Here is a 13554-nt window from a genome sequence, read left to right as displayed (position 1 = left end):
TTCAAACGCCCTTGTCCGTATTCCGTTTTGGCGTGGAAGAAGTTGGTTGCCGTTTGTCCGACGATATTTCTGCAAATTTTTCAGGGGACTGCAACCAATCGATGATGCGGGCGACAAGTTGCTCAACCCGAAGCTCACGGGTCGCACATTCCCAGATGACCAAAACACGCCAGCCGCTATCCAACAGACTATGAATCGCAGCCCGATCGCGCTTTCTGTTGGAAAGAAGCTTCTCTTCCCAGAACTCGCGCCGTGTCTTGGGCAGTCTGAAATATCGGCAGCCTTCATGCGCATGCCAATAACAACCGTGGACAAAAATCGCTGACTGGAACCTGCTCAACACAAGATCCGGCTTTCCCGGGAGTTCTTTTTTGTGAAGTCGAAAACGATATCCACAAGCGTGAAGCGCGCGCCTGACAACAAGTTCAGGCTTTGTGTCCTTGGGTCCGATCCGCGACATCATCTCTGATCGGCTCATCGGGTGCCGGGTCTTAGGCACGCCTATCCTTTCTTGATCGGATTGCCACTGTGTTCGTAAGCCACGGTTCCATGGCACTGGCTACCGCAATGGCGACAGGTGCGGCAACTGCGTTCCCAAATTGACGATAAGCTTGGGTATCGGAAACGGGGATGATCCAAGGTCGATTGTTGCCCGGTCGGTCAAACCCCATTAGACGTGCGCACTCACGTGGCGTCAGGCGTCTCGGAATGTCTCCATCCTGCTCAATCAGGATTTCAGAACCGTCCTTGTAGTACCTTGCGGAAAGTGTTCTTGCGACATCTTCGGGGCCCCTCAAGCCGAAGCCAAATCCGTTTCCTGCTGCCTTGTGTTTCGCGGCGTATCGCTGAAGATAATCCCAGAGTTTGGGGGTCAGGGTGTATTTTTCTGCCACTTCGGCCTTTGGGCCAACGGTAAACGGGGGTTCAGAGATTTCTGATCCGTCTTCTGGGTGAAGGATGTCCTTCAACAATGGCCTTTCTCCATCTGGGATTTTTACGTCTTCCATGGTGAAATTGGTAGAAAAATTACGACGAAAACCGGATATGAAAATCCGTTCTCTGTGCTGAGGAACCCAGTTCTGGGCATCTATGACGCGATAGTCGACTTCGTACCCAAGCTCATCCAATGCGTGCAATATGACGCGCATTGTGTTTCCCTTGTCGTGGCTCAGTAGGTTTTTCACATTCTCCAGCAAAAACGCCTTTGGTTTGTGATGCCTCAGCATGCGTACGACATCGAAAAAGAGTGTACCCTGGGTTTCATCAGCGAAGCCGTGTGCCCTCCCAAGGGCGTTTTTCTTGGATACTCCAGCGATTGAGAACGGTTGGCAGGGAAATCCGGCGAGCAATAAATCGTGTACTGGGACATCCTCTTCGTTGATCGTGGTTATGTCCCCTTTAATTTCGTGGTCGTCATCCGGAAAATTGACCCTGTATGTCTCTTGCGAAAACTTGTTCCATTCAGATGTGAAAACACAAGTTCCACCGATCGCTTCAAAGCCAATTCGAAGGCCGCCAATTCCCGCAAAAAGGTCGATAAAACGAAACGATTCGGTGGTTTTCTTCATTCAAGCTACCGTGACTTCCATTGGAAAGTATGCCCCATGGACGTTGCCCTCTATGAACGGCGCGGCGCATGGATTGTTGCCATATGTATGCGGCAAGTGGGGCCGACACACAACTGCTATGATCGGCGCCCAGGTAAAGCTTGCAAGGATGGCAGTGCTTCTTCAGCACTTGGCCGGAAAGAGGAAGAAGAACGTTTGCCGAGGCCAAGGAGGGCTGAGGCCGGTCGTGAGATCCAGCACATCAGAAAAAACCCCTGTTTGGCCGGCTTCCTGCAGTGCGCCTGTTGCCCTGACGCAGTCACGGTCGGTGATCACGTTGCCGATCTGTTCATCCTTGGGCATCTGCTACAGTAGGTCCGGTAGAACTGAGCTCTTGCCGTCCCGATTGAGCTTGAGCTCCAAGGTGCGGAAGAAAGAGGTGGCGTTGTTGATGGGCGCAGGCACTTTGAGCCATTGTCGTGCGCGGCTGGTGCCTTGCTTGCCGAACTTCCGCTCTTCATCTGCCGAGAAACACCTATGCTCTGGGCTTCAGTGAAACGTGCCTTTTTTCATCAGAATCCCGCGGTTCATCTTTCTGAAGTAATCCGTTTCGGTTCCCCAGACGGACTACTTGGTTCATGTCGCGCAACTACGCGAATTGTGGGTCTTTTACCGGTGTGATATTTCCGGTGCTGCGCGTACTCTGGCTCAATCCCACCCTGTCCATGTGAGACGCATCGAACGTTATTGTGGTGTGCCCGGAACATGCCAACGGCAGGCACGGGGACAAACCCGGCAGGAAATGCGGAATGTGGGATTCTATGCGGCAGCAGATAAACAGCGCTTTCGGGGCGACGGTGGTGGTTGGTCTGACGATTTGGTGGTGGCGCGTTGCCATCGACTTCGGAGCATGGGGCATGCTTTCGCTGTTCCCGCTGGCGGTCTTCATGTTTGCCGGTGCTTGGGACATTGCTCTCGCCCCGCGGGAAGCCCGTGTGCAAAGGGCTGTACGGAAAGGTTCATCGCTCCACATTTGGTGTTCAGGCAGGTTGGGGACCTCGATAGTGTCCACAGTCTTTGCAACAGTCGGAATCATGGTTTTGGCTTGGCAGACTCTGAAACTGCCGTCTGAACAGATCGGTCTCATTCTTGCTGCTGTTTTTGTTGCTGGTTTTGTCTACGGTACTGGCCAGCGATTTGCTGCTCGCCATTTCAATAGGCCTTTCGACCGGGAATACGCGTCGCGCATGGCGACGTGGTTGGTGTCTATTCCGGTGTTTTTCGTGACTTGGTATGGTATTTGGGCATGGGGAGAGCAGCCCGGCACCATGTTGGAAGCGTCCTTTGTCGAAGCCATCGAGATTGGCCGCAGTCAGGTGCCAGCCGCTCGAGGAATTCTATCGGAAGTCCTTTCGGTGCCCTTTGCCTATGATGGCGCCAAGCTCTGGGCGGTGGTGCAACTCCGGGAACATCCATTCATTGCTTTGCTCTTTAGCGCGGATGCTGCGCTGTTCAGTTTCGTTGTGGTTCGTACGGGCGTCGTCGTAACCCACTTTCTGCAATCGCAGATATTTGAAAGGACGAAATGATGCCGGCGCCTAAAAAACGTGTTTGCGCATCGGGAGCAACTCGTCCTCGCCGAAAAGCCGGCAAGAACAACGCAGAGATGCGCGACAGAAAAAAGCCAAACATGGGACGATGGTTCTGGGGAACCATCTTGGCCCTTGTCGCGGTGACGGTCGTGTTGAATGTAGTCGCATTCAATCGCAGCCGCGACGCTATGGAAGAAAACCAACAGCAATTCGGCGAGTGGTCACCACCCCGCGTTCAGGATGTGTTGAGTAGAGCCAACTCAACGACCCTCAGAAAGGTATCTCTTTTGGTGGCGCCGTTGCTCGAAGAAGCCTATGCGCCGGTCCACGCCGCGGTGCCTGAATATGCAGAGTTTCACTATTCGGTCTGGGGATCCTACGTCGAGTTGGGGACAGCAGTCTCTGGAGATCCGGCGGTCAAACTCCAGCAGATGCTGTTCTCTGGCATGGAGGGGCGGTTGTCGGGCGTGGCCAATAAACTCAATGAGGGATTCTCCCAAGTATATAGGGAAGAACTGGCTGCCGAAGTGAACAGTGCCGAAGAAAATGACGTGACTGCTGGTACATTGACGGCGGCGGTCTTTGACGATGCAATAGAGCAAACCGGAAAAACGGCGATTGCGCTTTCAGTCGGAGGTGGCTCGACGAAGGTCGTGGCCCTGGCGATCAGCAAGAAAATGGGGACAAAGATCGCCGCGAAAGCCGCAGCAAAAGCTGGCGCCAAGTGGAGTGCTTCGGCAATGGGTGGAGGCGGCGCGGCAGCCGCGTGTGGATGGCTGGGACCTGGTGCCGCCGTTTGTGCTGTGGGTGGCGCAGCGGTCGCATGGTTGGTCACAGATGCCGGTGCCGGTAAACTTGACGAACTGTGGAATCGCGAAGCCTTTGAGGCCGAACTGCATCATCTGATTGAAGTCGACAAAGCAGCCAAACAGGCGCTGTTCGTGTCACTCTTGGCGGAAAGAGCGCTCCAGGTTCAGGTGTATTCAGATAGGAAGGTTCAGAAATTCACACTGAGACAGCTCTCCGGTGGGGATTGGTCTGCGGCCTGTGGAGTGGCATCTGAGCTGATCGCGCGTTACGATGAACTGGCTGGCAACATTCATGGACGAACCCCCACCAACATTTCGGCATTAAAAGCCGAGCTGGAAAGTGGTGCCGAAAGAATCTCATTGGACAGGCTGGTGCGCGAAATCCGGGAGAACCTGACGGGACACGCATCCTATGCAAAGTTGCAGCAGGTACGCATTATCGGGAACCTTCCGCTTGGCTATCGTGCGAACCGCAAAGTTTCGGCGCGTCTTGAGGTGAACGGGTACGAAAAGGCTATTTCTCGCGCAGTTGCAACGGAAGAAGAAGGGTTCTCGCTGGTTGCAGAACCGGGGGGGGCACGTCTGGACATGATCAATCTTTCAGTTTCGATTGACCTGGAGCAGCACCTTCGAATTCGCACCAACCGAAGATTCCAGGGAGAGGTGGCGCTCAATGCACTGGGCGAAACGCGTGGGGTCGACGGTTTGCTGGCGCACCTGACGCTGGAGGTCCCGGTTTCACTCGTCAAAGATGGGAATGGCATGGCCAATGCCAGTTCTTCGCGGCAGGATCAAGTTAGTGTGAATCTGGAGTTGCTCGTGGAAGGTGACAGACTGCCGGAATTGGAGTTCGTACCAGATTGTGCGGAGAAGAGCTGATTTCTTGTCGCCGTTGCGGACGATGTTTTTGACCAGCTTTTCAGCGGCGCTCTTCGATGTTCCGAATGTCTTGTTCAACTTCACACCATGAACTCTATGCTGAACCAGCAATTCTCCGTTGATCCAATCCGAAAATCTGTCCGAAGGGCACTGAATACAGGCAGAAGAGAAAGCAAAAACAACGCAATGCAAGATTGGTGTTGGCAATGTGCCGCACCTGTTTCCGCGCCGGCTCCATCGAACAAAAATTCTGATCATGACTGAAATATCCGCCTCTCACGGTGGAACAAAGGTACATGATCTTATGCCATTTGCACTTCGAAGCTGGCTCTCCACACTTGTGACATCCAGCAAGCCACCGCGCAAGGAACCGGCGGTTCGAAAATCAAGGAGCACCAAGGGCGGCAGAAAGGGGCGGCCCCAGCCTCGCTGCAACTTGCATGCCAACCAAACGCCGTCACCGCTGCCAGCGGCGCTGCCGAGTGCCAACTCCTATCCTGTTCACGCTCTCACGCCAAAACTGCGAGAGGCCGCTGAATCCATTGGCAGGATAACCCAGGCACCAATGGCGATCTGTGTGCAATCGGTCCTTGCTGCTTGCTCTCTGGCCACGTCCCGTTTCGCAAAGGTCGAGACGCTCCTCGATGGCAACGAGGTATTCGTGTCTGAATACTTCACCACCATTGCCAACTCGGGAGAAAGAAAGAGCGCCGCGGATGGCAGGGCTATGAAGGGCGTCATGAATGTCTTTGAGCGCCGCCACCGACAACACGAAAAGGAGTTGGCGCAGTTCAACGCAGAGCTATCGCAGCTTTCAAGGGGAGATCCAAAGCCGGAATGTCCAAGTTTTCGAAGTTTTCTTGTGACCGAGCCTACCTATGAGGGATTGCTGAAAGCGATTTCTTCGGGGGCGGGGTTCATCGGATGGTTCACCGATGAAGCCGCGCAGTTTTTTGGCGGATTTGCGATGTCGAAAGAGAACCGTGCAAAATCGAGCGGAGGCCTTTCCAAGTTGTGGGATGGTTCAGTGATCTCTCAACCCCGTTCCGGGCGGGATAGCGTTGCCGTCATCCCGCCATGCCCTACCAGCCTGAACCTGATGTTCCAGCCCGTCCTGCTCAAGGAAACGTATGGAGATGATTTTCTCGTGGGACAGGGGCTCCTGGCGCGCATGTTGCCGGTTTGGCCTGAGTCCAACATGGGAAATCGGCTTTTCAAAAGACCTTCAGTTGAAGATCGGAAGCGAGTTAAGGGTTTTCAGGACAGAACAGAGCATCTGTTGGAGGCAGCCCTTGAGACTCAGGAAGAGCAGCGGATCCTGAAGCTATCAGATGAAGCGTTCGAAATCTGCCGGGAATTCCACGACCAAATCGAGGCGCAACTGGGAACCGGTGGTAAACTTGCCGAGGTTTCCGGTTTCGCCGCAAAGGCACCCGAACACGCCTGCAGGATCGCCGGAATGCTGACCCTGTTTGAGGATGAGTACGCCGTGTCGGTGGAGGGCGACACAATGAAGTCTGCATGTGAAATGTTGGAATTCTACATCGAAGAGTTCAAGCATCTTCGCGCAGCTGCACTTGCTGACGTTTCTGTCAATCATGCTAAGGGAGTACTGGACTGGTTGATGGTCAACTATGCACCCGGCGATGCATTCGCAAAGGAGGCGCTTCAACAACGCGGTCCTTTTGCGACCCGGAAGGCTGTTCCTTTGAACAAGGCTTTGGATATCCTGGTTCAGCATGGCTGGATTCAGGCTCTTCCGCCGGAGACCGTGGTTGGCGGAAAGGCGAGGAAGGCGCCCTATAGGCTTCATCCTCAAGCCGGCGTTGCTGCTTCGGGACCGCATCGCGTTGCAGGCGATGAACATCGTAGCGAACCTGCATCGTGATGGCCCCTGCGAGCTGCTAATCCTGCAATTCGGCACAAGAACCGCAGGATTAGCAGCCCCGCAAGCCTCACGCTCAGTCGTCTCCTTCGATCGGCCTCATTAACTCAATCGTTTCGCGAAATTCTCTCTACCGCCGTTTGGGTGAACGGCGGTTTTTCCCTTTGTCCAGTTCATTGCTGAACTGGAAGGATGAAAAATGCGAACAAAAACAATTCACTCACGACACAAGAATGCTCCCACAAACATCGTTCTTGCGAAGCCAGAACATGAACTCCTGAGCCGTCAACGCCTGTTCAATCGTTGGCAGAAAGGGAGCGATGCGTTTTTCTGGCGTGCCGAAAGAGATGGCTTGCTTCCAGGGTATAGGGAAGGTCGGTTGATCGGCTATCGCTGGCCGGACGTCTTCGACTTCGAAGGTGGGCAACCACCCGAGGGGCTCGAAGGCGCCTATCGCGAAGACCTCTATACTGTCGACGATGTTGTCGCGCTGACGCCATATTGCCGAGACACGATCATCGGCCGAGCCAAGGCCGGGGCGCTGCCATTCCGGCGGGTTGGGAAAGACTACCTCTTCGTTCCGGAGGAAGTTCTCCGTTGGTTGCGGAGATGGTCATGAGCTTGGTTGTCGGAAGCATGCCAGCAGGTTCCGCCCTTTGCCTGAATGAACGGCCATCCCTGTCGATGAACGGAATTTCGAGTGCTCTGAACCAAACGCCCCTACAGATTTACGGTCCAAATCTACCGGGCCGTTCCGTTCATCTTCCTGCGAATGAACGGAACAAGCCGGTAGATGAAGGGTCATTCCAATGAATGAAAACACCAATATTCAAAACCTTAGAGATATCAAAGATCATATTCCGCAGGTATATAGTGCGGCTTCGGCCAAATCCCTGGGTTCCGCATTTGATCGCGTTGTGCGCCTGACCGGCAAACACCTCCACCAGATTCCAGCGAACCGAGTTGCATGGTCCCATGCGGCCAAGAAGATCGTATGGGCCGGCGAGTTCGGCAAGGGTAAACCACCTGAAGCTCAGGAACGCGCCTTCCACACCTGGGAGAAGAAGATCGGCGCGACGATCGACAAGGTGCTGGAGACAGTTTGCGAACAGGATGTAGCACTCGATGCCGACGCCTCCTACGACAAGATCATCGACTATGTTGCAGGCCTCGAAACCCCAGGAGGCCAAGTTTCCGACGGGTTCTTCCCGAACCAGGCCACCCGGTCAATCGACAACCTGAAATCCCGCACCGGTATTGTGCCGTCTTGGGAACTGGACACCGAAACGGCGACCAAAGTGATCAAGGGCACTCCCGCTGACAAAGTCGCGTCTTTGCGGCGATCTTTCCTGTTCTTCAACAAGATCATCCTTGCCCGCGATGTCCACGAGCCTATCAAGGATCTGTTGCCAGAAAAGCCGATCGGTCCGTTGCCAAGGATTCGAGACTTCCCACTCGATTGGTCCAAATTCTCCCCCGAATTTCTGAAATCGCGCGACAAGGCAATCAAGCGGGCGATCCGTGGCGAGGTAAAGAAGGATCGATTTGCAGGGCGCCTCGGCAAAGATCCGATGGCGCGCCGACGTGCGGCGACGCGTGGCCGGAAGAAACCGGTCAGAAAGCCGGAAGCAGCCCGAAAGAACCACATCCTTGCTCTGTCCTGGCTGGTTCGGCACGCCTTTCCAGATCGTGAGGATGCGTATTGTCTTCAGGAACTCGGTGAACTCCTGACGGTGGAGAACGTTGAGACCGCGGTCGAGGCCTTCAGAGCGCGGTGTCAGGAAAGCGAATTCCTGATGGAGGTTCGAGACACATCGTCAATGAACACCTACCTCTGCAACCTCTCTACAATCGCCGGTCGAAACTGGCTTCCGGAAGAGATCCTGTGGGAACTGGAAGAGCAGCGCTATGACCCAGACAATTACTCCGACCGATCCGACGAGATGTCAGCGACACGCGAGGCCTTCGTCAAGCTGATGGAGCGCGATCCAGAGATTGCCCGGACAATTGTCTGTGGTCCAGAGCGCCTGCTGGGAGAATGGGAAAGAGCATTCGCGAAGTGGAAATCCCTCTCCGTGCATCCGAGAACCGAGGCTCTGCATCTGTTGGCCGGGGCATCCATGCTGGGCCTGGCGCTTGCCCGACCCATGCGGCCGTTGAACATCCACGAAATCACCAACGACGGTCAGAACGGCGAGCTCATCGCGCCCAAGAACGAGAGAGTGTCGGCCTGGCTCGATATCGGGCGGGATAGGGTGAAAAACCGGCGACCGATCGAAGGCCCGATCCCAGATTGGCTCTGGAATGTCATTTCCGTGTGGTTGGATCTGGGGCGGGACCTCTGGATCCGGCGTTTCGTCGAAGTCGAGGAGGGAAAGGATGCTCCAGAAACACCTCACATGTTTCCAGGCGAGACTGTGAACCGCGTCATGTCCCGCGGCACCTACAACAAGGCTTGGAATCGCGCCATGCGTCGCCTGGGGCTGCAGGGGCTGACCCCGCATATGATGCGCCACGTGGCCGCTACGATCTATCTCGCCAAGCATCCAGGGGCCTACGAAGTCGTCGCTGCGCTGCTCGGGGACAGCGTCCGCACTGTCGAGAAATTCTACGCCCGTGGCGAGGGTCGCGCCGCCATGGAAATGTTCGCCGAAGTCCTCGCAGAGCTGAATCCGAACCTCGTTTTGCAGAAGAGGAAAACTTGATGGGGAGGAAGCTTACCAACGAAGAACGCATTGATCGGTTCGTCAGGCGCATGCCTGACGTTCCCGCCTCAGTGGCGCGGGATACAGCCTCGGCCATTGTCCTGGGATACTTCTCTGCCCGGGGTGTGGCGATTTCCCTGCAGCGTTTCTATGCCTCGCTGTCGCAAGCAGGGCGTCCGCCAGAGATGGCGACTGCAGATGATTTTGTGGCGGCGGCGTCCAACCGGACCACGTTGATCAACCTTATGACTGCTCTGGAACTGGTCGATGCGTCGGTTCCCCTGTCCGTCGCAAAGCCGCTTCGGCAGGAGTGGGATCACTGGCTGAACCAGAAATATAATGCGAAACCGCGCAAACCTCGGCGATCGCAACGTGTCTCACTTCTCCCTGATGAGTGGCCGGAAAGCTGGGCCAAGGCCGCACCATTGCTGGATAAGCGGGTTCGAACCGAGAGATGCAGTTATCGACGACCTCACGCGAACACCCGCGAAATGATCATTCAAGCGGTCGGTATGTGTGCCGCTGCTCGACAGTGGGCAAATTCTGAGGGGGTCGAAACCAGTGAAGCGTTCAGCGAAGAAGTTGCGGAAGTGTTTCTTCGCTTTCTCTTCATGCGACCGAAGATGTCGGCACGCTCTGCGGCAGATTATTTCGGCCGCGTGATCCACTTCGCGCGCCGCGCGAGGCTCCTTGAGCCAGAAGGTGAAGAGGTTTTCTGTGAAATCCTGGGAGCCCTCGAAGCAGAGGCCACGGACCAGGACCCGTCAAAGAAGAAGAAGCTTCGGGACTTTCATCGGAATTTCGATCTCTCGGATATCCTTGTTGCCGCGAACCGATGTATCGACTCTGCGGAGAAATTGCAGTCCCACTCGGCGCTTGCCCACCGGCTGCGCCGCAAGGCCGTCGTATTCGCCCTGCTGGTGAATGGTGCCGATCGGCAAGGAGACCTATCCACATTTCGCATCGGTCGAGAGGTCGAGCGGGGCAGCGGCGGATTTTGGGAGGCAGGTTTCCGGCAATCCAAGACCCGAAAGAAGAAGGATCTTGGCCCGTATTGGGGTGTGACGAGCGAAATCATCGATCTGCACATCCTCGGCGGTCGCCCAGCGTGGTCGATAGATGATCGGATTGCCGAACTCGACGGATGCAACCTGTTGAGCCTTGGTGAGGAAAGCTTCGACACCTACCACCCATCGAAGCTCCTCCAGGAGGAGTTCCGCATTTCTGGGCATCTTATAAGAACGCTGATCACGAACCTGATCCGTCAGCACCGACCGGATGGTGCATGGGCCGTTCAGACTTTGCTGGGGCACTCCTCGCGTTGGTCGCAATCCGCCTACCGGACTGATTTCCGGGAAACCGCAGGAATTGAGCAGTATCACGAGGCGCTTCGCGAAATTGCTCGAGCGTGAAGGAAGACCAGACGCCTGTGTTCATTGTCGTCACTGCCGCCTCCTTCTTTGAAGGCGGCAATGACCGACACCGACCACAAGGCAAAGACACCTAAATCCGAAGGAAAGCGTTCAACCCAGTTCGGGTTTTTTCTTGATCGAGCACGATGGCTCGGCGCCTTTTTCGGATAATTCAATGTACTTGGACAAGAACTTCACGCTTCCGTCTTGCAGCGAGCCCCATCTCCAACTCTCGAGCTTTCTGCTCGAAAACGCTGTTGGATTGGTTTCGTCGGCGAGACTTCTTGGAGGTCGCAGAGCGGTCCGCAGGACCGCGTATCTTATTGAGGAGGTATCCACCTCTGCAGTTTTGACACTCCGCCACAGGCACGCCCTGGTCGAGCTGCACAGTTTGTTGTCATTGAAAGATGTGCACATCGAAGACAGCGTCGAAGCCGTCTGTTTCTCGATGATCGATCCGGCATCCCCGGTCGTTGAAGAAATCTGCCTGCTGGCGAACCAGATGGCCGACCACATGGCAGTAATTGCAAAGGAGCAAGATCAGCAACCAGCACTGGAATCTGCATGACCCCTTCCAGAGCCCCATCGGTGGGCTCCCTTGAAGCGCCACGGCGCACAACCTGAAAGGAGTACCAAATGCAGATACAACAACACGACAACGACAGAATTGCCCAGGTCGTCTCTCGAGCCGTCCGAGCCTCCGAGACCCTGACGGAAGAACTCGGGGATGCCCGACCGTTGTTCGACTTCGGCCATCACCGTCTGATCGATACGGTCTCCAGAGGCCTGGAGAAACCCGAATTCCTCAGCCGGGACACGGACGCACAGCTCGAAATCCTGCAGGATATCGTGGCCAACGAACTCCTCCAGGAAGTTCTGAGCGTTACCACCACGCTCGAAGAAGTTTACGCTGATGCTGGGCTCATCGAGTACGAGATCAGGAGCAAGCCGGAGTACTCGGCGAAAGGCGAGCGCTTCAAGCGCCTGGAGGATGCGCTTGTCGAATTCCGACAGTCACGCCGTGAAATGGTGGTCATGCAAAAGGTCGAATTGTTTTTCGAACAACACGGTCGCCATTGATTTCCACGGTTCCCTCAGGTTCCGCCAGAGGGAACCATTGCCTCTGAGATCAGCTCCGGCGGGGGCAACGCCAGAGGATCCCCCCTTCAAAGCCTGACCTGCTTGGCAGGTCAGGACGAGGCGGGACGAAAACGGCAATAAAATCAAAGCAATAGATCGGTATCTGGCGGTTTGAAGTATCCCGATGCTTTTCTCCACCTTTCCTCAAAGAAATATGTTTCCGCGCGAAACAAGAAGGTACCACGTCCTCTGGGAAGCAGAAAATGGAGCAGAAACAATGAACTTCCCTTCCGGCGAACTTTTTTCTTCCGGTTCTGGAAAAGCGACCAACGTCCTTAAAACAATGGAACAGAGGATCCGTACAGCCGACGTCGTACGGGTGACAGGTTTGAACGAACGGACGATCACATCACAGGCAGTTCGGGGAGTTATTCCCGGTGCTCGTAAGCTCGGTGGCGTCTGGACATTCGACCCGGATCAAATCCTCTCATGGATTGAGGAAGGTGAGTCGTGCCAGACAACATCTACAAGCAAAACGGCAGCAAGAACTGGTATCTCCGCATCAAGATCGACGGCGTCGAACGCCGGGAGTCGCTTCGAACAAATCATAGGCGGACCGCGGAGAAAAAGGCGCGGGAGCGCATCCGGGAACTGAAAGGACAGATATCGAGCGGAGCCCTTGAACTGCGGTTTGTGGAGGGCTTTGCCGACTTCTGTGAGGCACTCAAGGCAGGGGATTTGGGTTGGGGGACAGAAACCCGGAAACGGTACATGGTCAGCGCTCGGCAGATCGGAGAGACATTGTTCGAGCTCTTCGTCGATTTGGGGCGCGACATTCACAGCATCCAGGCAAGTGAAATCGATGTAGCCACGATTTCCGAGTTCGTTTCCCGACGCCGTGAGGAAGAATGCTCGGTCGCCACAATCAATCGGGATCTTACAGCGTTTCGGCATCTGATGAACTACATGCTCAACAAGAAGATGATCACCGAGAACCCCATGGACATGTTCGTCAAGCAAGGAATGAAGGAGGTTCTGCCAGACATCGTTCTGCCGACGAGGGATGATGTAGGGAAGCTTTCCTCAAGGGCCCCGGGAACACTTGCCTGGTTCCCGGATTTTCTGGATGCGACTGGGGGACGCGCGAAAGAGACAGCGCTTCTCCAATGGACCGATATCTCCGGCTTTTCGGGGGAAGGTGGCCAAGACGTACAAGTCACATACCGGAAGACCAAGGGAGGCAAGATCCGCACAGTCACTTTACGTCCGGAAGCAGTAGCTATCCTACGCGATATTCCTCGTTCGCCGGTGTCCCCCTACGTATTCTGGAATGACACCGCGCACGGTCATTACAAGGATGTCTCGAACCTTTTCTGGCAGTACGGGCAAGAAGTCGAGTTCGGTTCCCGACTTCATGATCTACGGCACAAGTTCGCGATTGAGCGATTGAAGGAAGGTTGGTCGATTTACAGGGTCAGCCAGTACATTGGGCACGGTTCGATCCTGACGACCGAACGTTACTACTTCCGCTATCTGACTCAGGAAGAACAGATCCGCGCGAGGGCCGACGCTTTCAACGGCATCCGGTAGAGGTAGCCAGCCAGGACTTCTGAACAAATAAAGGGTCGTCTTTACAGGCGACCCT

Annotated in this window: 12 protein-coding genes; 9 read left to right on the top strand and 3 right to left on the bottom strand. The window is 55.2% G+C overall.

The window, feature by feature from the left end; translation table 11 throughout:
* Position 1: 1 nt before the first annotated feature.
* The 3 genes from R3X27_RS03610 to R3X27_RS03600 form a co-directional block, all read right to left on the bottom strand.
* Entirely contained in the window at positions 2 to 478 is a 477-nt protein-coding gene (locus R3X27_RS03610) for a DNA mismatch endonuclease Vsr (RefSeq protein ID WP_317707457.1), read from the bottom strand.
* 13 nt (positions 479 to 491) lie between these two features.
* Positions 492 to 1568 carry a DNA (cytosine-5-)-methyltransferase gene (gene dcm, locus R3X27_RS03605; protein ID WP_317707456.1) on the bottom strand — a complete coding sequence of 359 codons (1077 nt, stop codon included), beginning with the start codon at positions 1566 to 1568 and terminating at the stop codon, positions 492 to 494.
* Between the two features lie 162 nt (positions 1569 to 1730).
* Positions 1731 to 1910 (bottom strand): hypothetical protein, encoded by a 180-nt coding sequence (locus tag R3X27_RS03600; RefSeq protein ID WP_317707455.1) that lies wholly within the window; start codon positions 1908 to 1910, stop codon positions 1731 to 1733.
* Between the two features lie 446 nt (positions 1911 to 2356).
* Here R3X27_RS03600 and R3X27_RS03595 point away from each other — a divergent pair, with 446 nt between their 5' ends.
* The 9 genes from R3X27_RS03595 to R3X27_RS03555 all read left to right on the top strand — a co-directional run bounded on the left by R3X27_RS03595 (position 2357) and on the right by R3X27_RS03555 (position 13499).
* Positions 2357 to 3136, top strand: a complete 780-nt coding sequence (locus R3X27_RS03595) for a hypothetical protein (RefSeq protein WP_317707454.1) — start codon at positions 2357 to 2359, stop codon at positions 3134 to 3136.
* Entirely contained in the window at positions 3136 to 4827 is a 1692-nt protein-coding gene (locus tag R3X27_RS03590) for a hypothetical protein (protein WP_317707453.1), read from the top strand. The genes R3X27_RS03595 and R3X27_RS03590 overlap by 1 nt, the downstream gene beginning before the upstream one ends.
* Positions 4828 to 5083: 256 nt before the next feature.
* Positions 5084 to 6715 (top strand): YfjI family protein, encoded by a 1632-nt coding sequence (locus R3X27_RS03585; protein ID WP_317707452.1) that lies wholly within the window; start codon positions 5084 to 5086, stop codon positions 6713 to 6715.
* 196 nt (positions 6716 to 6911) lie between these two features.
* A complete protein-coding gene (locus R3X27_RS03580) occupies positions 6912 to 7331 on the top strand; it encodes a helix-turn-helix domain-containing protein (protein WP_317707451.1) in 420 nt (139 codons plus the stop codon).
* Positions 7332 to 7521: 190 nt separating this feature from the next.
* Positions 7522 to 9417: a tyrosine-type recombinase/integrase gene (locus tag R3X27_RS03575; RefSeq protein WP_317707450.1), complete on the top strand. Its 1896-nt coding sequence runs from the start codon at positions 7522 to 7524 to the stop codon at positions 9415 to 9417.
* Positions 9417 to 10829 carry a hypothetical protein gene (locus tag R3X27_RS03570; RefSeq protein WP_317707449.1) on the top strand — a complete coding sequence of 471 codons (1413 nt, stop codon included), beginning with the start codon at positions 9417 to 9419 and terminating at the stop codon, positions 10827 to 10829. Before R3X27_RS03575 ends, R3X27_RS03570 begins: the two co-directional genes overlap by 1 nt.
* A gap of 175 nt (positions 10830 to 11004) precedes the next feature.
* Positions 11005 to 11397, top strand: coding sequence for a hypothetical protein (locus tag R3X27_RS03565; RefSeq protein ID WP_317707448.1), 393 nt, complete (start codon positions 11005 to 11007; stop codon positions 11395 to 11397).
* A gap of 68 nt (positions 11398 to 11465) precedes the next feature.
* Positions 11466 to 11909: a hypothetical protein gene (locus R3X27_RS03560; protein ID WP_317707447.1), complete on the top strand. Its 444-nt coding sequence runs from the start codon at positions 11466 to 11468 to the stop codon at positions 11907 to 11909.
* A 510-nt stretch (positions 11910 to 12419) separates the two neighbouring features.
* Positions 12420 to 13499 (top strand): tyrosine-type recombinase/integrase, encoded by a 1080-nt coding sequence (locus R3X27_RS03555; protein WP_317707446.1) that lies wholly within the window; start codon positions 12420 to 12422, stop codon positions 13497 to 13499.
* Positions 13500 to 13554 lie beyond the last annotated feature (55 nt).

The sequence above is a fragment of the Tropicimonas sp. TH_r6 genome, from assembly GCF_033101155.1.
Taxonomy (GTDB): Bacteria; Pseudomonadota; Alphaproteobacteria; order Rhodobacterales; family Rhodobacteraceae; genus Tropicimonas.
Note: the sequence above shows the minus strand (reverse complement) of the source record. Positions and strands in the feature narration are given on the sequence as shown.

Bases quoted from the DNA above. Each gene is read 5' to 3' on its own strand.
- R3X27_RS03610 (WP_317707457.1), bottom strand. From the start codon at position 478: ATGAGCCGATCAGAGATGATGTCGCGGATCGGACCCAAGGACACAAAG.
- dcm (WP_317707456.1), bottom strand. From the start codon at position 1,568: ATGAAGAAAACCACCGAATCGTTTCGTTTTATCGACCTTTTTGCGGGA.
- R3X27_RS03600 (WP_317707455.1), bottom strand. From the start codon at position 1,910: ATGCCCAAGGATGAACAGATCGGCAACGTGATCACCGACCGTGACTGC.
- R3X27_RS03595 (WP_317707454.1), top strand. From the start codon at position 2,357: ATGTGGGATTCTATGCGGCAGCAGATAAACAGCGCTTTCGGGGCGACG.
- R3X27_RS03590 (WP_317707453.1), top strand. From the start codon at position 3,136: ATGCCGGCGCCTAAAAAACGTGTTTGCGCATCGGGAGCAACTCGTCCT.
- R3X27_RS03585 (WP_317707452.1), top strand. From the start codon at position 5,084: ATGACTGAAATATCCGCCTCTCACGGTGGAACAAAGGTACATGATCTT.
- R3X27_RS03580 (WP_317707451.1), top strand. From the start codon at position 6,912: ATGCGAACAAAAACAATTCACTCACGACACAAGAATGCTCCCACAAAC.
- R3X27_RS03575 (WP_317707450.1), top strand. From the start codon at position 7,522: ATGAATGAAAACACCAATATTCAAAACCTTAGAGATATCAAAGATCAT.
- R3X27_RS03570 (WP_317707449.1), top strand. From the start codon at position 9,417: ATGGGGAGGAAGCTTACCAACGAAGAACGCATTGATCGGTTCGTCAGG.
- R3X27_RS03565 (WP_317707448.1), top strand. From the start codon at position 11,005: ATGTACTTGGACAAGAACTTCACGCTTCCGTCTTGCAGCGAGCCCCAT.
- R3X27_RS03560 (WP_317707447.1), top strand. From the start codon at position 11,466: ATGCAGATACAACAACACGACAACGACAGAATTGCCCAGGTCGTCTCT.